This window comes from Sphingobacterium sp. UBA865, from assembly GCF_002295765.1.
GTDB classification, from domain to species: Bacteria; Bacteroidota; Bacteroidia; order Sphingobacteriales; family Sphingobacteriaceae; genus Sphingobacterium; species Sphingobacterium multivorum.
The window spans coordinates 1-20447 of record NZ_DBGB01000003.1 but is presented as its reverse complement, the minus strand read 5'-3'; the positions used below and the strand labels follow the sequence as shown (position 1 = coordinate 20447).

The window sequence follows — 20447 nt, the reverse complement described above, 5'->3', positions numbered from 1 at the left end:
AAAACCAAGTTATGAGATCAATATCAAAATTATTAACATTATTAGCATATATCGTATCCGTAGGTTGCTCAAAGGAAACTGCTAATCACAACCTCTATCTCGAGGGAACCTATTCAGGAAAATTTATAGTCAGCTATAAAAATCAGGACCAAACTTTCACTGGAGACGTAACTGTACGGTTTAAAGCGGACAGTTTCTTTTGTACAGCAAACAAAAATAGATTTCCTGCAGGTGGCTCAGGAACATATGAGATTAATGGCGACCAAATTATTTTCAAAGATAAAAATGTATGGACCGCCGACTTCGATTGGGCTTTAATATTGAACCACAATTACACCTATTTAGTGAATGGAAACGATCTAACTTTAACAAAAGCTCCCCATCAACATAATAGCTATATCTATAAATTAACGAAGGATTAATTAATAATCCTTCGTTAATTCCAATTCTCCCTTCAACCGGATATCATCGGAAGATGCGCCGACCAAAAGTTTAAACCTGCCTTTTTCCGTCTTCCATTCGTTACCTGCATTCCAAAGTTTGAGGTCCTCCTTGGTCAATTGAAAAGAATAACGTTCTTTCTTTCCTGCGGCAATGTTTTTACGCTCAAACCGCTTCAACTGCATAACAGGTGTCACCACCGAACTTACTTCATCCACAACATACAACTGAGCGACTTCATCGCCCGCCAATTTGCCCTGGTTTACCACGTCGAACGACACTGTACATACAAAATCATTGCCATTCTCCTTCAGCGAGACCTGTAAATTGGAGTAATCAAAACTACTGTAGCTCAACCCATAACCAAAAGCATACAATGGTTTGGCCGACATTTCCACATAATCGTGATGTTTAGGTTTTGTATGGTTGTAATGTACAGGAAGCTGGCCGACCGAACGAGGTACCGAAATCGGTAATCTTCCAGCCGGATTATAGTCACCGAACAATACATCGGCAATAGCCAAGCCGCCTTCTTGTCCCGGATACCAGGCATTCACGATCGCAGGCACATGTTCAGCTGCCCAATTTAAGTTCAATGGTCTCCCCATAATCGTAACAAGTACAACTGGTTTTCCCGTCGCCTGTATCGCTTTCAGCAACTTGATCTGATCGCCCATCATATCCAAAGAAACGCGATCAAATCCTTCTCCGCTCTCCATATCACTTACCGTATTGGGATCCACATTGGCTGCTCCAGTTGCTTGATACGACGTTTTAAAATCACGTGCACTCGAACCACCCAGGACTAAAACCACCGCATCGGCCTGCTTTGCAGCTGCGACGGCGGCAGCGATATCGGAATTGCTTGTATCACGGATTGCACAACCTTTCACATAATCAACCTTGGTACTGTTACCAACTGCCGCCCGTATTCCGGTCAAGAGGGTCTGAACTTTCCCCTCAGCTTGTGGAGCAGTATAATCGCCCAGCTGATTATAGGCATTGTCGGCATTCGGTCCTATAACGGCTATTCGTTTCAACGATTTACTTAAGGGTAAGATATGCTGATCGTTTTTAAGCAAAACGATCGACTCGCGGGCCACCTGTCTTGCTACCGTTTTATTTTGTGCCGTAGCGACTTTTTGCGCTACCAACTTTTCATCCACATAGGGATGATCAAAAAGCCCCAAATTGAACTTCATTCGCAGTACACGGGCTACTGCTGTATCAAGAACAGCAGATTCAACGAGCCCCTGTTGGACAGCCTTAAGCAGATTTGAACCGTAACCAGTCCCGCTTAGATCGACATCCAATCCGGCATGTATACTTTGTGAAGCCGCTTCTTCTGCAGTCGCTGCTGTTGCATGCCCTCCATTGAGCCCTGATATACTCAGTAGATCCGATACAACAAACCCCGTAAATCCCCAGTCTTTACGTAGAATGTCTTTTAGCAACCAGGGGTTGGCAGAACAAGGAATACCATCAATGCTATTATATGCTGTCATTACCGACCCAGCTCCCGATTTTACAGCACGCTCAAAAGGCGGCAGAAAATACTGTCTCAGGCTTCGTTCTCCAACCGATACGGACTCACCATTGTGACCGCCATCTGGAGCGGCATAGGCTACAAAATGCTTTAAAGTTCCTATTATTTTATCGCGCTCACCTAGCTTCTCACCCTGAAAACCACGGATCATTGCAGTTCCCATCTGACCGATCAGATAGGGATCCTCCCCATAGGTCTCTTCAGTGCGCGACCAACGTGGATCTCGTGCCAAATCTAATACAGGACCATAGCCGTTTTTACCACCCACAGCATAAGTCTCCATGGCGATTGTTGATGCCATATCCTGAATCAACTGTGGGTTCCATGTACTCGCCTGTCCGATCGCGGTAGGGAACACTGTTGCACCAATCGCCATATGTCCATGTGGCGCCTCCTCAGACAACAACAATGGAATCCCTAGTCGAGTACTATCCACCATATAACGTTGGATCGCATTTGTAGCGCGCGCAGCTTCCACAGGGCTCAGGCCATTCAGTAAGGTTTTCTGTGTCCAAGGATCTGCACGTAAGGTTGCCCATAACAATCCGATATGCTGTTCTTTTACTGCCTTTCGCAATTTATTGCTGATTGTAACCTGCTTTCCGTTTTTGCTATACATTTCCCAGCCCAGCAATTTGCTCAATTGCCCGACTTTCTCTTCCACAGTCATTCTTCCCAATAGATCACTTACCCGTTTTTCAATTGGTAATGTACTATTCTTATAGGGCAATTGCTGGGCTTGAAGTTGTGGGCAGAGCAATGTCGCCATTGCCGCCATAAGTAATATACGGACTTTCATAAGTGGATTATTATTTATCTAGTTTTCTTCATTAATCGGATCCGGTTTTATTATTTCACATTATCTATGCAACCGGTTTCCAAACCACTAAATTAACGATTTTGCCTAAATAATCAAGTTAAATTTTGATTCCTAATTCTTTTAATAATCATAGGGCGGCAGCATCGGTTTGAACAGCGTTCATCTAAACAACCTAACACAGGCTTTACTTTATGTATTGAAGTAGAGGAGAGCAAATGGCAAATATCCACGAAATTCATTCTTGCACGTTGGGCAACAACAAAACAGTTAGACAAAGAAAAAACTAATGTGAAAGATTCAATTGCAATTTCATCAAAACAGAATTGAACAAAAAAATAAAGACAGCAAGCCGTCTTTATTTTGAATGTTAAAGGAAATATACTACTTATCTTATTTTGTTGCAGCCGTTCGCTTACCTTGAAAATAGTATTCAATTGGAGCTGCGTATGCTAGAGGATTATTATTGCGCGAAATTAATATGAGCTGATCACCATCAAGCTGTACCTCATAACTTTGGTATGGGCTACTGTCGGCAAACTTGATACTTTTCTTCTCTTTATCATAGGCAAATGCGCGATGCTGTCCTTCAGCAAAAATCAAACTTTCAAATGTCAACTTATCATCCCCACATAGTTCTTTACCACGATTGACAGTGAACTTATTCGCTGATTCAGCAAATGTAAATGTATACACATTATCCTTTTCACAATCTTTCGGTTTGTGCTTCAATTGCTCGTTTGTCGTCCCTTTCGCAGACACGATGGGGCTCCATTCAAAACTTTCCAGCTGTTTTTGAACATCCATAGGTACAGTCATTTCATTTTCCTTACTACAGCTCGTCAGTAAAAAGAGGATTGCAAAACTCCCTGTAAATAATTTATTCATTACGGTTTCCATTAGTTATATCTTGAGAACGATCGTTCTAACAATATCGCTACAATAAAATCAAGCATTTTTAACTAAACAGATAAAAATAGACTAAGATCCGGAAAGCACTTCGCGCCACAAATTAGGATGATCTGTTTGAATAAGACGTACAAAAGGATATTTCTCCAAAAAAGATCGATAAGCTTTCTTTCCCTCCTGTTCTGCTTTGTCGTCATATTCCCCCAAACTATTCATCCAAAAATAAATGCCCTGTTGGCGCAATGCATTAAGTTTTCCGGTATCAGTAAATGATTCATCAAGATGGACAATTGAGGTTAATTTCATCTTTAGTATGACCTCTAGATCTTTCATGCTGCGTGCCCTCGGAAAAAGTGTGATCGCTGGATTGAGTTTGTAAATCTTGAGCATGTCTTTATAATCATAGAGAAAAAATAGTACCTGGTCTTCCATCCCCTCCTGTTCAACAAGCGCATAGGTTTTCTTAATAAACTCTTTGCGATCTTCTTTAAAATCGAGATCAACAAGGATTTTTCCCTTTGCAACGCGCAAAGCTTCCGATAGCGTTGGTATAACATGATCCGAGCCTTCACCATTAGCCTTTTTGCGTAAGTGAAGCTGTTGAAGCTCGGCATAGGTTTGTTTGGCGACCTCTCCTTGCCCGGTTGTCGTCCGATTGACTGTTTTATCGTGCATCAGTACAAGTACACCATCTTTGGTGGCCCGCACATCGACCTCTACCACGGAAGCTCCCTGCCGAATGGCCTCTTCGATAGCAGCAATTGAGTTTTCAGGTTGCTCCAGATGAGCTCCCCGGTGTGCAACAATGTGTAAACTTTTTTGCTCTAACTTTTTTATTAAATCGATCGACTGAGCATATAAGTGGGTTGTAGAACTTACTATTATACCCAACAGAATAGTAGAAAATAAAATCTTTTTCATTGCTGTATAGTTATTTTTTTGCAATCTCTTTTTGTTATACCTTAAAAACCGGCGATCTCGCTGCAGTTACATCTCAATCGCGTCATGGAGTGAATCCCGCAATTATATTGACGGAAAGTAATCCGGTTTGAATGGATTACCTTCCGTCTATGACGTTCTACTTTTTCGACAACTCGAATGAATCAAACAACTGCCCATTCAGCTTGTAGCTCGAAAAATACAGTTTATTTTCGGTCAGCTTGATCACCTGATACAATTGCGTCTGTGACGTTGCAACTTCCATCCAGCGTTCAGAATCAGATTCATACATCTTAGGCCCCGCTACAGACAGGAGATAGACAGGTCGCTTTTTACCCAGCCCGCCACGAGCGTAGGTATGATCGTGGCCCTGAAGGACCAAATCGACACCATATTTCTCGAAAATAGGTTTGAAACGTTCTCTCAAGATGGTATTGTCACGATTTTTTGCCGTAGAGTATACGGGATGGTGCATGACAACAATATTCCATTTTTTTGGTGATGAAGACAACACTTTCTCCAACCACTTTTCCTGTATCGCTGCTGCAGTAGAGTCGAGCATAATCAATTGAGAATTTAGGGAAATCATACGTAGATCCTGATAATCGAGGTAGTAAACAGCATCTTGCATACCCTCAGGGCCATTCCTTGGCAAGTTGAATTGTGCTTTCCAATGCGGGTCAAGTACAAGCTTCCCAAGCGAGTCGCGACGGTACTCGTGATTACCCGGTGTTGGAACAGCAGGGATCATCTGATGAATAAATCCTGCGGCCTCATGCCATTCTGCCCACTCCTCGTCTGCATTCGAACGATTGATCAGATCGCCCGCGTGAACAATAAAGCGTGCATTCGCTTCCTGCTGGAAAGCACGCCGAATGGCACGTGCCCAGCGTGAACGTAAGTCGTTCTGTGCATCACCCAAATAGATAAACGAAAACGCGCCTGAACGCTCCGCAGTCCTAAATTGGTTCCAGGCACTCCAATTGCTGCCATCTCCAACGCGATAGGCATAAACTGTACCGGGTTTCAGGTCACGGAAGGTTACCTGTCCATAAGCATCCTCTTGCTGTCCTCGCTCGAGCGGTAGCGCTGTTCCATTTATTGTGATCGCGTTTTTTTCAAGTTCTGGATTGCTCTGTTCTTCAGCAATCTGACCAATTATTTTGGTCCTATCCGCATTGATCCGCCAAGAAACAGACTGCGTACTGCTGGGCTCATCGGACCAGGTCAACGTAATACGATCAGGTTGTTTGTCTTTATTATCCGTCTGGCTTTTCCCTTCCAATAAAGTGCAGCACAGTACTACAGCAAGAAGAATATGTTTGATTTTCATTGTGATATTGATTTTATAAGCGATTTGAGAACTCTATTTAATAACTTTTAATTACTAATTACCAGGGCTTGTTTGTTCCTTGCAATAACCAAGGTTTTGACCAGGCACTATTTTCATTGTCTGCCTGTGAATACGCTGTCTTTTCAATACGTTTCAAGGCCTCCTCGGCATTTTTTTGATTCACACTCATTTCGGTTTGCATATAAGGTACACGAACAGGAAGCTGTGTACGAATGGCTGCGGGGCCGGCCTTTAAAGCGGGGTACCCTGTGCGACGATAATCAAACCAGGACTGTGCGGCAGTTGACCAACTGGCGATCCATTTTTGTTCAATGATCTGCACTTGCGTATTTTCAAACGCCACACCTTTCTGACGGATATAGTTGGAATAGTCTGCGCCCTTTCCCCAGCTTGCCAACGATTCCTGTATAGCACGCTCATAATAGGTCTTGGCTGACTCAGGCAGCCCCCATCCTTTCCAGGCTGCTTCAGCCAAAATAAAACTAACTTCGGCAGCAGAAAGCAAGCGTGCTTTTAACAAACTTCCCTTCGCCGAACGATAGCTATCATTCAGGTAAGAAACATGCGGATTGATCGAGGTTTGCCCCGGTGTTGGATTGAGGTTGTAGGCTGAAGGGTTTTTAGATACACTTGGCGGCAGTCCAACATACTCTTTATCGGTATCCACGGGAACACCTTTGACGACATCTGGCGATACAATCCGAACACCATTAACGATCTTATCTGTACCTGCGGGCTCGTTGCTGCGGATCTCAATGGGTATGTCTACCTTTCTTGCCCAAACCGCCAAACGAGGGTCGCCAAGTTCCTGTAGCCGGTCGACCAGTGTTGCACACATTTTCATTCGTCTAAAATTACTTCCACTGGCATCATACACTGTATTTGACGGCCAGGAGTCATTTGCATTATTTCCAACAAAATCCATCAATACATCATCAGTAGTACTCGTAATAATTGGAAATTTATCGGGATTGGCAACAATACTTTCAATCCCCTGTTTGGCAAAGTCAGCAGACTTTGCTGAAATGCGCATATAATACCGTAATGCCAAAGAATTGGCAAAACGACGCCATTTGGAAGCCTTTCCGCCAAAGTAAACATCCGCATTCGCCAGCACCTCATAAGAACCATCGGGGCGGGATAGAAGTTCATTGGCTTGTTTCAACTCGTCGATAATTCCCTTATAGATTATTTCCTGACTATCGTATTTCGGAAAATTATATACAGCATCTCCCAGTTCCGCTTTTAAGGCATCGGTATAAGGAGCGTCTCCCCAGAGATCAGTCACCAATCCGAATAAGTAAGCGCGCATCACCAGCGAAACTCCTTTATGAAAATCCAAGCCTAATTTCTCCGCGCGTTTACGCATAAGCTCATTGTCACGTAAAAAGCCATAATAAGCATCCCAGCTCAGAATCCCTCCTGTCCATTCGTAGTCATTATGTGAATTGAACCATGCATCAAATTGGGTGTGCTGCATAACTCCGCCAAGATCTGAGAAACTCAATTCGTTGTATTTTTTCGCTGTTCCTGTCAATATCGTCGGCAATAACAGATTGGGGTTGGCATCTTCCTCACTTACACCGTTCGGATTGATATTAAGTTCGGTCAGATCTTTACAAGCTGAAATATTCCATACCATCCCAAGGCCTACTACAGCCATGGTGAATCTCTTCAACTGATTTTTCATTTATGTCGTATATTAAAATGTCACATTTACTTTAAATCCAATAGGCATTGACCAAGGGGTAACGTTGTAGCGCTCAATCCCCTGTTTAAATCCAACACCAGTTTCTGGCTGGAAGGCCATTTCCGGATCTATACCTACTTTTGCTTTGGTCCATAAGATCAGGTTACGGGTATAGACTCCCACACTGCCATTCTCTATTCCGAGACGTTTCAGCCATTTTCCTGATAAATCATAGCTAAAGGATAATTCCCGAAGCTTGATAAAAGAAGCATCAAATGTCGCCGCATTCATAAAATCCCAAGGGTAATTGTCTGAATAAGCGATATATTTTGTTCCTTCACCACCAAGATTCTCTGTATAACCTGTGATATTACCTTTATCATCATATTGTGCGATAACACCTGGATTAAACACCCCAAAATTGCCAACAAGACCACCCACACTGATCGGATAACCACCATACTCTTCGCCTGGTCCTCCAACAATGGGATACCTATTGCCTTGCACGCGAACAAGATTGTTATCGACCAAATAATTGCGTAGCGTTTCGCCTGTCATCCCATTGGGGTTGATCATCTGATCAAGAAAACGCTGCGTGGTTAGGTTCGATTCGAAATAGCGATAGGTCTGCGACATAAATTTCCCTCCAAAACGCATATCTGCGGCAATATTCATTGTCCATTTTTTATAGCGAAGACTTGACTGTAGGCCCATCGTGAAATCGGGATTAAAATTTCCGATTTTGTTGCGACTATTATTGATCCGTACAGCCTGCCAAGAACCATTTTTATTGAGAATAGGAAAACCATAATACGGCGACGATTGATCCTCCACGGTCACTAACTTGGAATCGTACAGATCCCCGATCTCTTCCCCGACATAGGTACGTGCCCCACCCCGACCGTCGGTCCAAAAGGTATAGAACTCTACACCATCAGAAAGCTCATCGATACGGGTACGATTGCGATGCCAGTTGACACCAACGTCCCAGGACCAATTTTCCTTGGCAATAGGTCGCCCGGAAACAGCAAGTTCAATACCGCGGCTGCTTAACAGTCCGGCGTTGATATTTTTCGAATTGAAACCACTTGATCCGGGAAGTGTTGTTGAAATAATTTGGTTTTTGTTCTCCAGCTTATAATAGGTTCCTTCAAACTTCAGTCGATTATTCCACATGCCCAGATCCAGACCAAATTCGTAAGATGTGGCAATTTCGGGCTTCAGATTAGGAACCAAGAGTGATCCCGAACGTGTTAGCCGCAATACATCACCCCAGCTACCGGGATTACTCAGTACATTGGAGAGATTATAGGGATAAGTATCATTTCCCACGCGTGCAATACCCGCTCTCAGTTTTGCCAAATTGATCGTTTTAGGCAGAGAAAACACCTGGTTAGCCAACACACTTAGGGATGCCGAAGGATAGAAATAGGATCGATTGTTCACAGGTAAGGTGCTGGACCAGTCATTGCGCCCAGTCACATCTAAATAAACCATATCCCGGTAGCTTAGATTGATCAGTCCGTAAACACTGTTTATGGCTCTTTCAGAAATTGTACTGTAGAAATCCAAATTTAATGGACTGATATTGGCCAATGTATAGAGTCCCGGCGTGATTAGTCCAGCGCCATTCTTTGAGGTATTTTGCACGGATTTACCACGATTATACCGTAAATTCCCACCCAATGATCCTGTGATCTGAAAGTCACTCATCTTCTTTGTATATGCCGTCAGAAAGTCGATATTCTGTTCCATATTCATCAGATTAACAATCCCATAAGCACCTCTGGGTTCGTTCGTATAACTGTAAGGGATTTTTGTTTCCCTATTTTCCCAATAAATATCCGTTGCGTACCGTATCATGGCCGTCCAATCTTTTTTGATGGTCCAATCTAACCGTAGGTTTCCAAAGACGCGGTCTCTTGTAAAAGCATTATTCACTCCATAAGCAAGGAAATACGGGTTATTGTGGTTGCCAATAGACTGTGAACGCTGTTGGATCTGCTCCTGCCCTGGCAACCAATAATCCTGCAAGTCCAGAATATTGATGTGAGGTGCAACTTCATAGGCCGCTTGCATCGGATTGGTTCCCCGATTTCCTGCAGGTCTATTGTTGGAGTTATTTCTGCTGGCATCTAGCGAGAGCCCCAATGTCAAACTATTGCGAAGGCGCATGGTCGAATTGATATTCAAGGTGTTTCTGAACAGATCCGAATTGGGGATAATACCCTTATTGGCCATATTGGAATACGAGAAACGATAGTCCAATTTTTCGCTTCTGTTGCTCAGGGAAATCCCATTGGTACTTGTGACCCCAGTCTGGACAAAGTTTTTAATGTTATTTGGGTACGCTTTTAGTTCCGTAGGAATGGGCTTACCGTTCTCGTCAAGTGGACTATTCCATTGAACAGCTTTATACCCCTTATCCAGTGCAGGGCCTACCATAACACTAGACTCCTCCTCAATAACTAAATTGCCAGGCAAGTCGCCTGGTCGCCATGGCAAGGTACCGCTTGCAAATTTGTTATGCAATTCAATAAATTTATACGGGATATCAAATACTGTGTTACTAGTCACAGCAATGGTCATCTTCTCCGCATTCTTACCACTTTTGGTTGTGATCAGCACTACACCATTACCTGCACGTGAGCCGTAAAGCGCAGCTGCACTTGGCCCCTTCAAGATGGAAATATTTTCAATATCTTCGGGATTGATATTGGCAATTGCATTACCATAATCCACTTTGTTGTCGTCACCGATCTGACCAACATTATTTAAACTATTCATCAAGGGCACTCCATCTACGACAAATAGCGGCTGGTTGTCTGTACTTAGCGATGATGCCCCCCGAATCACCATATTCACGCTGGAACCGGTGGGTCCTGTAGAACTAATCGAAACCCCGGGTACTCTACCTGCCATACCAACCAGAAAGTTATCATTATTGACCCGATTGATATCCTCGCCCTTAATTTTACCGACAGCATAACCAAGGGAACGATCCTGTCGTTTGATGCCCAATGCAGTCACGACCACTTCATCCAATTCGTTGTCATCTTCGTTTAAGACCACCTGACGTATACCTGCTGTGTTGGCATCGAGCTTGAGATCGTTCAACTCTTTTTTTTCATAGCCAACATGGCTTATCAGTACATCATATACTCCGGCAGCTAATCGAATAGTCACTTCACCTTTGGCATTTGACAAGGCGCTCTGTCCAGTCAGTGGAATATGTACAGAAGCTCCCCCAATAGGCTGTTTTGTACGATCGACAAGCTGCAATTTCAAACCATAAGACTCTTGTTTACCCGTATTTTTTACAAGGACAATACCCCCTGACACTCTTTTTGACTTAATGTTGGTCCCGTTCAGGATATAGGCAAGGACTTCCTCGAAGCTCGCATTCTGGAATTTTTTTTCGGCAATTAAAATCCGATCTAATTGGAGCATACTCCGATCGTAGCCGATCGCTTGACCTGTTTGTTTTGACAACTGCAGTACCGCCTGCGCGGCGTTACCACTAGACAAATGAATATTGATATTATCCCAGTAAGTGCGATTGATCTTTTCCAATCCCTCAGCATGGCTATTGGTTACAGCACAAGAGACCATAGCGCAGATGGCAAGCTTTGTCGCAAGGCCGGTAAGCTTAATTATTTTATACATATATTTGTATGAATGTTTTAAACATGAATATTCAGGTGCTCACTGGTCGATTTAGCGGTTTGCCAGATGAGCACTTTTCTTGGGCAGATAAATTATGCTGTTCTACCCCCTACAGCTTATTTGTATAAGATTATTTCATTTTTCTCCCTCCTAAATTTGATTTGATGAATATTGCAAACGATATTCAGCACCTGGTCTAATGACTGTACATGTGGTATCATAAGCGAATAATTGAATGGATCTGTATTCAGATTTTCGGTAAGCAACACAACACCGAAGCGGTTATAGATTATTTCTTTCAGTTCCTTGAAGCTGATGTTATTCAATTGCATACCACCTTGTGTCCAAAGGCTGATGTAAGCTGGATCGCTATCGAAAGTTTTAAAATCATTTTTAACTACACTATACCGGACGGCCTTACCTGCTGTAAGGATATGGTTTGCTCCATTTTTTGCATTTAGAACACTCACCCGCCCAGTTTTAACTTCGACCGTCACATGTTTAGTAGACATCGAATTGTTGACGTTGAATGATGTTCCTAGAACTGCAACAGAGACGCTGCCTGTTTCTATCTTAAATGGATGTAAAGTATCCCGTCTGACCCGAAAGAATGCTTCCCCTCGATCTAAAAAGAATTTTCTATTTGATGCAAAATTCTTACGATCGTAGCGGATACGTGTATTTCCGTTTAAAAAAATAGATGTGCCATCAGGTAACTGAATTTCTTTCAATTCGCCCGCATTCGTAACCGTTTCCGTCAGTAATGCGACCGCTTCTGTCCGCTTCCGAGAAAGCGACATCGGGTTGTGCTGTAAAAATAGCAGACTGATGCCTCCTAGGACCAAAATAGCCGCTGCTGCTGAAAGCCAAGAGAATTTTCTGACCGGTATGTTGGCCACCTTCTTTGCCCTCGCAGGTGCTTCAGCTATTCCTACACGAATAAATAATTCTTGTTTGATTTTTTCCTGATGATTTGCATCGCTAAAGGGATTAATATCATCGTTTGAAATAGACTCGTACCAGTCGTCAACATGACCTTTTTCCTCCTCAGTCAATTTTCCTCCGAGATAATCTGTTATGATAAGTTTAAAGCGTTCTAAATTCACCTGCATTAATTTTTATACTAATACAGATCAAAACGGGCAAAGTACTTTAATTAAATATGTTCTTTATATTAAATAATCATAAAGGAGATAGCTTCCTGCGAGCAATAAAAATACAGAATCGTGGTCCGCAAACCTTCTTGTCAATTCGTACCGCATAATCTTTTTGGCCTCTGACAGGTAGTTCTTAACGGTCTGTTCAGCCAGATTGAGTTCCTTGGCAATTTGTGTTATTGAATAATTGTCAGAACGCATTAAGTAGACTGCTTTCATCAATCTAGGTAATTTGTCTATCGAATCATCCACAATAGCCTCCAGCGCCTTATACCTGGCAAAGGCCTGGCTATCCAAATTGGAAAAAGCGTCCATACGTTCCATTGATTTCTCCAAGACCTGTTTTCGTACACGCTCCGAGGCGTAGTAATTCAGTATTTTGTTTTTGAGGGCTTTGTGGAAATAGAATTTTATATCGGAGTATTCAGTACTCACGAGCGATCGTTTTTCCCAGATATGGATAAATACTTCCTGCACAAGATCCTTAGCCTGATCCTCTTCCCGAAGATGACGAAAAGCGACGGTGTATAGATCCTCCCAATACCGCTCAAATAAATGGGCAAAGGCAATGGGGTCACCTTCTTTAAAACGCAACACATAGTGGCTATCTACATTGGCTTCGGTAGTTTTCACCTAACAAAGATAGGTTCGTCAGATTATCAAAATGTTAATTTTTCGGGAAGCTTTTATTTGAATACGCTCTATTATTTGAATGAACTGCGCTACTCAAATGAACTGCGCCATTTGAATACACTCCGCTTAGTCTTTGTAAAAAACCATCCCAGGAATTGTTAATAAACATGTTAACTTTCTAGTATAGAGCAGATCTTTTGTTAAAAACGTAGCGGACGTCCTATTTTTTTACAATTAGGCATTTAGGACAAAAACAGTTCAGCTAAAATGTTAACAACAATGTTAATTAACTTGTAATCAACAACCTTTATGTTAATAACTACTTATCAGTAAAACCTATAAAATTTCATGTAATGACATGTGAATTTAAGTTGAATCATACATATTCGCGGCGTGAAAAACAAAAAATTAGGTAAAAGCTAAGGGTAAATTGAAAGTCGGCTGTCATAAAGATAAAAACTAATCTTTTATGAAACTATCGCCAATCTTACTTATTGGATTATCGCTTCAAGCAGGGTTTACATTCGCCCAGCAACCAGCAGCGCCAAAGCAAAAAAATCAGGTTGTGACCGAAACTGTCAAAGGAACCGTGATAGATAAAAATACCAGATTACCACTTACAGGTGCCACAATTGTCATTTCATCCAGTGATGGAACAAAGTCTGTAAGTACAGACGCACAGGGCATATTTCGGCTGCAGCAAGTTCCAGTTGGGCGTCAACAGCTTCAAGTTCGCATGGCCGGATATAAACCAGAAGAATTTACGGAATTACTTATCACCAGTGGACGGGAGAATATGGTCAATGTGGAAATGGAGCCGCAAATAAATGCATTAACCGAAGCTGTCGTCTATGCCAATGCCGGAAAACAACCGCTCAACCAGATGGCAATGACGAGTGGGCGCTCTTTTTCGCCGGAAGAGACCAACCGCTATGCTGGCGCCTTTTTTGATCCCGCCCGTATGGCACAGAGTTTTCCAGGTGTTGCTGCCGGCGGCGATGACAATGAAATTATTGTTCGCGGAAATTCCCCCCAAAGCTTGCAGTGGCGGCTTGAAGGTATCGAAATTGTAAATCCCAATCATTTTGGAGCCGAAGGCACTGCAGGTGGCGGAATCAGTATGCTCAATACCATGGTATTGGGAAAATCTGATTTCTATACCGGTGGGCTTGCCGCGGAATACAGCAATGCAACGGCAGGTGTTTTTGATCTTAGGTTCCGTAAAGGCAATACCGACAAACGCGAATACACATTCAACGTCGGAGTCCTGGGCGTAGGAGCAACGTTAGAAGGGCCTTTCAAAAAAGGAAGTGACGCTTCCTATTTGATTAGTTACCGCTATTCTTCATTGAGTCTATTGGAAAAAGTAGGCGTAAAAGTTTCAGACACTGGCGTCCCAAAATATCAGGACCTTTCTTTTAATTTTGTATTTCCCACAAAAAAAGCCGGAACCTTTTCCTTTTTCGGTATAGGCGGCTTGGGGAAACTTCAACAAACTGCCGAGCGTAATTACGAAAAATGGGAAGAACGAACAGACGCCCAAGATCTAAATTTAAAGTTCAACGCAGGGAGTGCTGGACTAAAACATCAATACATTGCAAACGAAAGATTATATTTCACCAATATTGTTTCCATGTCCCTTAGCCGCAATTCCAATAGCACCGATACATTAACACGGGACTATATTTCCAGCCTCTATCACAAGGACAAATTTACGAATACGGCTCTTCGCTATGCGGGTACGCTAAACTATCGCGCCAACAGTAAAAACACGATTAGAGCGGGCTTAAATGCAAGTTTATTACACTATGACCTCTATGCGCTGTCCTACGACACCGAGCTAGCGGCATTGAAAGAGCGGATTAATGAGACTGGGAATACAAGTACTTATGATGCTTTTGCACAGTTAAAAACAGTTTTGAACGACAAACTAACGCTAAATACAGGAATACATGCAAATTACTTCGCCTTGAGCAAGAGTTGGTCTATCGAGCCAAGGCTTGGCCTAAACTGGCGTGTTACCACAGATCAAACGATCTCCTTTGGGACTGGTCTATATAACCGACTGGAGCCCTTGGTCTACTATTTTGCCAAAAGTAGCGATCAAACAAGCCTTGAGCCAAACAAGCCTCTTTCGCCAACAAAATCTGCCCAAGCTGTTATTGGCTATGAAAAGAACCTAAGCAGAACACTCCGGTTTAAGACAGAAATCTATTATCAGCATCTTTATGATGTCCCAGTATCTACAGATTCCGACATCAACTTCTCCTTACTCAATGTATCGGATATTGCAGCCATTGGTACATCAAACTACCGTCAGCTTATCAATAAAGGAACCGGCAAAAATTACGGCATTGAGCTAACGCTTGAGAAGTCGTTAAGTAAGGGGTATTACTTCATGGCAACGACCTCCTTCTTTGATTCAAAGTTCAAAGCACGCAATGGCAAAGAATACAATACCACGTTCAATACACGTTACGTAGGAAATATACTGATGGGGAAAGAATGGACTGTGGGAAAGAGTAAAAATAATCTGTTTGGTCTCAATGGCAAATTAATTTATGCCGGTGGAAGAAAGTACTCTCCTGTTCTGGAAGAAGAATCGCTTCGTTTAGACGAAGAAGTTATTGACCAAGATCGCATCAATACCCTGACTGCCGATCCCTACGTACGTGTTGATTTCTCATCGAGCTATCGGGTTAACCGCAAAAAAGTAAGCCATCTGTTTATTTTGGATATTCAGAATCTCCTTAATAGAGAAAACACTGTGGGTATGCACTACAATTTCAGCAAACGTATCATTGAACCTCAAAAATGGACTGGTATTATTCCGACTATTAACTACCGGATTGAATTCTAATACCCAATAGTAGCAAGTACAACGGAAAGATTTATTTCCAATCGTTTGTCTCCAGACACTAGGCGCTGAAGACAAACGATTGGATTGATGAGACGAGCTCATGCTTCCAACAACACGCTTATTTATTCACTGTTTTTAATTTACTAAAACCGATAGCCAACTGAAATACCCAAGGAGCGATTACGTATAGCATTCCCGGATTTATAATCCCCCCATTTGGATTCTAAATTGGCAATTCCTTTCTGAAATTCTATACCGACAAGATAATGTTCCCTAAAAAGATAGTTTACTTTTGCACGAGCGCCATAATCAAAAGGTCTCCCAAGTGTATAATCCCCATACTCACCTTCACTCGAATCATTTTTGAACTTGATATCTCCCTTGTTATCAATTGCAATATCGTCCAGGTAAACAGATTCTGAAGTTTTCCATTTCCCGCCCAATCCATAACCGATATAAGGGCCTATACCGACCTCCAACTTACCTGTACCGATCGTAGCATTAAAGACAACATCGATAGGCATTTCGATATAAGACGTATTCGCTTTAAAATCTTTACCCCAGCCTATAAAACTTCCATCTTTTCGTTTAAAGCCCCGTTTAGCAAACACAAATGCCGGTTCTAAAGAGAAATTATCGCTGAGGCGTAATGTGGGACCGAGTCCCAAATACAGGCCTCCGACCGCGGCCGTGCTGGCCTTATCGCCCGCTTTATTTTTAGCATCCACATTTGAAAAGGCGACTCCGGCTTTTACATTCCATTTTGTCTGTGCATAGCCTGCATATGCTCCAAGTGACAGACATAACAATAACGCGGTTTTTTTGATATTCATCATACGAAAAGAAATAGGTTTACATAATTTCCTTATTAAACGACAATCGCTTACAGACGCTACACTGACCTTTGAATTATTGATCCAAATACTCCCAGCAGGCATACCTTTCTAAACAGATATTAACCAAAAATCTTTCGATTTTTAGGCAGGCTGTTACGAAAACGATTGCGAGAAAACGTCCTTATTGTTCTCTATCAATACTGTAAATTCACTTCACAGAAAATTCATTTTTCAGACCAATTAAATCTAAAAGCCTATGATCAAGATCAAGAACACATCCGTTTCGACGAATCGTTGGATGTATCCGGCAATACTACTACAAAATCAAGATTGGTAATTATGAGAATTTACTTAATCCTACTATTTTTCCTTAGCAGTTTTTCTTTCCAAAGACTGCTAGGGAAAGATCTGAACCTGCTAACAGGAGCTTTTAAACAAGAGAACCTGAAAGCCAGCCTAGGCAATGACAAATCTTGGGTTCCCTACCCGGCTTATTCCGACCGTTTAGCCTGGGATAAGCTGATGGCTCCCTTTAAAGAGCGTATTATAAAAAAGGGAAACGAGGCCCTGAACTACCAGTGGCAGGTCGTCAAAGCAACCGACTACCTTGAATATGAGCGTTCAGGCAACCGCAGCATAATGGAAAAGCCAATGAACGAAAATTGTACTGCGCTGACCAACCTACTGTTGGCGGAGCTTGCAGAAGGACAGGGGCGCTTTGTTGACCAAATCCTAAACGGCAGTTGGCAATTGACGGAAATGGCAACATGGTCTCTCTCGGCACACCTTGGGGCCTTTCAGTCCAGTAAGCGATCATTGCCGCAAGAGCGCACACAAGTAGTCGATCTGATGGCCGGTGATGTAGGCTCTCTCCTCTCCTGGGTTCATTATTTCTTCCGCGATACGTTCAATACAATAAACCCCGAAATCAGTACCCGTCTAAAACAACAGATCCAACAACGCATTATACAGCCCTATCTGGATCGTAACGACATGTGGTGGCAGGCATTTGAACTCAAGGAAGGACAGTTGGTCAATAACTGGAATCCATGGTGTAACTTTAATGTTCTTACGGCCTTACTTTTGGTTGAGGACAATCCCGATATACAACTGGCGGGAATTTATAAGACAATGTCTTCTGTGGATCGCTTTATCAATTATGTCAAAACAGACGGTGCCTGCGAAGAGGGACCCTCCTATTGGGGACATGCTGCGGGCAAACTGTACGATTATTTAAAAATACTTTCGCTGGCCACCAAGGGCAAGATCAATATTTTTGATAAACCTGTAATTCGCGATATGGGTGAGTACATCGCACAATCCTATATTGGCGGAGATAAATGGGTAGTTAATTTTGCCGATGCTTCGGCAAAAGGTGGCGGCGATCCACTATTGATCTACCGTTATGGACAGGATGTCAATAGTAGCGAGATGATGCAATTTGCCCGATATATGGAAAATACCGGCGACAAAACTGCAAATTTCAAACCTTCAAGGGATATTTTTCGCGCCTTCGAGGACCTGAGATGCTATCCACAATTAGAGCGTGTTACCGCTTCACTCCCTCAAAATAATGCCAAGTGGTATCCGGAAACACAATTTATATATCTAAAAAAGGGCCCGTTTTTCTTTGCCGCCAAAGGTGGTTTCAATAATGAAAGTCACAACCATAACGATGTCGGGAGTTTTATCTTATACCAGGACCAACAACCACTGTTTATTGATGCCGGTGTTGGCACCTATACAAAGAAAACATTTAGCGATGACAGATACAGTATCTGGACAATGCAGAGTGCTTACCATAATGTTCCGATGATCAATGGAGCAGACCAATCTTTTGGAAAGGAATATAAAGCTGAAAATGTGGCATTTCTGCCTGCACAAAATAGATTCCAACTTGATATTGGAAAAGCATATGAGAAGTCGGCGAATGTTGAACACTGGAATAGAAGTTACACCCTCGTACAAAATGGGCTGGACATTCAGGATGAGTTTAAAATCACAGGTCCTAAGCAGGCCAATATCATCCATTTTCTGGTTGCTCAGGAACCAAAAATTGGCAAAGGGGAAATCCTCCTCAATAATGGGCACGCAACCCTACACTTTGATGCTGGACAGTTCACGGCGAGCTACGATGTCATTCCTCAAGATGACCCACGTTTGAGTCAGGTATGGGGTAAGGAACTCTATCGCATCAAACTCACCGCTAAAAGCATCAAATCCGCTGGAAAATATACCTTTACGATTCGCCAAGAGGCTATAAAATAAAAAGAATCAGATTATTATGTAACTTACTAAGAATATAAGCCGTTATGAAAAAAAGAAAACCTGGTCTAAAAGCGCTTTTTGTTATCGCTTCTAGTCTGATCGCATTGAGCTTTACGGATCAAAAACCAAGCTTTATTGACACAAGTTTTAAAGCAGCAGAAAAGCAATATCAATTTTTAGAACAAGCAGCAGAAAAGCAGCACAAATTTCCACGCACATTGAGTCCTGCAGGAAAACTGGTAGGGACAGACGAATGGGATTGGACCGGCGGTTTCTTTCCAGGGTCACTATGGTATATCTACAACCATACCCATAATAAAGAGACCGAAGCTGCGGCGATCAAATGGACAGAGGCGCTTGAAAAAGCCAAAGACCTTGATCAACATCATGATATTGGTTTTGTGATGTATTGTTCCTATGGCAATGCCATTAAATACCTTAAAGATCCCAAAAAGGTTGCCGCTTACAAGGATATCCTCATCCACTCGGCCAATACTGCGCTTAAACGTTATAATCCGCAGGTGGGCGTCATCAAATCATGGAACGAGAAGAAGTCTTGGGACGGCAAGACCCTATGGAAATATCCAGTCATTATCGACAACATGATGAACCTGGAAATGCTGTGTTATGTGTCCGACTTGACTGGAGATACCAAATATAAGGATGTGGCCATCAGTCATGCCACCCAAACCATGAAAAACCATTTTCGTAAAGACCACAGTACTTACCATGTTGTCGATTACGATGGTAATGGCCATGCTATCCACCAACAAACAAACCAAGGCTATGCCGACAATTCAACCTGGGCACGCGGTCAAGCATGGGCTATTTATGGATTTACCATGATGTACCGGGAGACCAAAAAACCAGAATTTCTTAAAACGGCAAAAGCGGCGGCAAAGTTTTACATGACCCATCCGAATCTTCCAAAAGATAAAATTCCGTATTGGGATTTTAATGCCGGAAAGCCGGGTTATAAATCGGATGCTGATTTTTCTTCCTTGAAATTAAATTTTGTGCCGCGCGATGCCTCAGCTGCAGCCATTGTTGCGTCTGCACTGATTGAACTCTCAACATTGACCACTGGCACCGAAAGCAAATCCTATTTGACATTTGCTCAGGAAAGCCTGCAAACACTATCAGGAGCCACCTATTTTGCTAAATATGCAAGCAATGGCGGTTTCTTATTGCAGCATAGTGTGGGTAGCTTACCCCATCATTCGGAAATCGATGTTCCGCTGACCTATGCAGATTATTATTATCTGGAAGGTTTGACACGGTTGGAACAACTCAAAAAATAAAAAATACCAAGAAGCTGTCTCAAATTTATT

13 protein-coding genes are annotated in these 20447 nt (G+C 42.5%); 4 read left to right on the top strand and 9 right to left on the bottom strand.

Translation table 11 applies throughout. From position 1 onward, the window contains the following. The first annotated feature begins 11 nt into the window (after positions 1-11). The gene (locus B2O97_RS01680; RefSeq protein ID WP_145328865.1) at positions 12-422 is read left to right on the top strand and encodes a hypothetical protein; all 411 of its coding nucleotides are present in this window, start codon (positions 12-14) and stop codon (positions 420-422) included. Here B2O97_RS01680 and B2O97_RS01675 read toward each other — a convergent pair whose 3' ends face one another. The 8 genes from B2O97_RS01675 to B2O97_RS01640 form a co-directional block, all read right to left on the bottom strand. Then, the gene (locus B2O97_RS01675) at positions 423-2786 is read right to left on the bottom strand and encodes a glycoside hydrolase family 3 N-terminal domain-containing protein (RefSeq protein WP_286709396.1); all 2364 of its coding nucleotides are present in this window, start codon (positions 2784-2786) and stop codon (positions 423-425) included. It lies immediately after the preceding gene. 411 nt (positions 2787-3197) lie between these two features. Continuing rightward, positions 3198-3692 (bottom strand): hypothetical protein, encoded by a 495-nt coding sequence (locus tag B2O97_RS01670; protein ID WP_145328867.1) that lies wholly within the window; start codon positions 3690-3692, stop codon positions 3198-3200. 93 nt (positions 3693-3785) lie between these two features. After that, on the bottom strand, positions 3786-4634 hold the full coding sequence (locus tag B2O97_RS01665; protein WP_286709395.1) for a glycerophosphodiester phosphodiesterase family protein: 849 nt from the start codon (positions 4632-4634) through the stop codon (positions 3786-3788). Between the two features lie 157 nt (positions 4635-4791). Continuing rightward, complete coding sequence (locus tag B2O97_RS01660; RefSeq protein WP_286709394.1) at positions 4792-5985, bottom strand: purple acid phosphatase family protein; 1194 nt, start codon at positions 5983-5985, stop codon at positions 4792-4794. 58 nt (positions 5986-6043) lie between these two features. After that, positions 6044-7696: a SusD/RagB family nutrient-binding outer membrane lipoprotein gene (locus B2O97_RS01655; protein ID WP_286709393.1), complete on the bottom strand. Its 1653-nt coding sequence runs from the start codon at positions 7694-7696 to the stop codon at positions 6044-6046. Positions 7697-7708: 12 nt separating this feature from the next. Beyond that, on the bottom strand, positions 7709-11362 hold the full coding sequence (locus tag B2O97_RS01650; protein WP_286709392.1) for a SusC/RagA family TonB-linked outer membrane protein: 3654 nt from the start codon (positions 11360-11362) through the stop codon (positions 7709-7711). Between the two features lie 116 nt (positions 11363-11478). After that, entirely contained in the window at positions 11479-12468 is a 990-nt protein-coding gene (locus B2O97_RS01645; RefSeq protein ID WP_286709391.1) for a FecR family protein, read from the bottom strand. 63 nt (positions 12469-12531) lie between these two features. Continuing rightward, positions 12532-13152 carry an RNA polymerase sigma factor gene (locus tag B2O97_RS01640; RefSeq protein WP_286709390.1) on the bottom strand — a complete coding sequence of 207 codons (621 nt, stop codon included), beginning with the start codon at positions 13150-13152 and terminating at the stop codon, positions 12532-12534. Positions 13153-13621: 469 nt separating this feature from the next. Here B2O97_RS01640 and B2O97_RS01635 point away from each other — a divergent pair, with 469 nt between their 5' ends. After that, positions 13622-16012: a TonB-dependent receptor gene (locus B2O97_RS01635; RefSeq protein ID WP_286709389.1), complete on the top strand. Its 2391-nt coding sequence runs from the start codon at positions 13622-13624 to the stop codon at positions 16010-16012. A 143-nt stretch (positions 16013-16155) separates the two neighbouring features. Here B2O97_RS01635 and B2O97_RS01630 read toward each other — a convergent pair whose 3' ends face one another. Beyond that, positions 16156-16848 (bottom strand): outer membrane beta-barrel protein, encoded by a 693-nt coding sequence (locus B2O97_RS01630; protein ID WP_158638906.1) that lies wholly within the window; start codon positions 16846-16848, stop codon positions 16156-16158. A 339-nt stretch (positions 16849-17187) separates the two neighbouring features. Here B2O97_RS01630 and B2O97_RS01625 point away from each other — a divergent pair, with 339 nt between their 5' ends. Further along, positions 17188-19116: a heparinase II/III family protein gene (locus tag B2O97_RS01625; RefSeq protein WP_286709388.1), complete on the top strand. Its 1929-nt coding sequence runs from the start codon at positions 17188-17190 to the stop codon at positions 19114-19116. Positions 19117-19160: 44 nt separating this feature from the next. Beyond that, positions 19161-20417, top strand: coding sequence for a glycoside hydrolase family 88 protein (locus B2O97_RS01620; RefSeq protein WP_286709387.1), 1257 nt, complete (start codon positions 19161-19163; stop codon positions 20415-20417). The last annotated feature ends 30 nt before the right edge of the window (positions 20418-20447 follow it).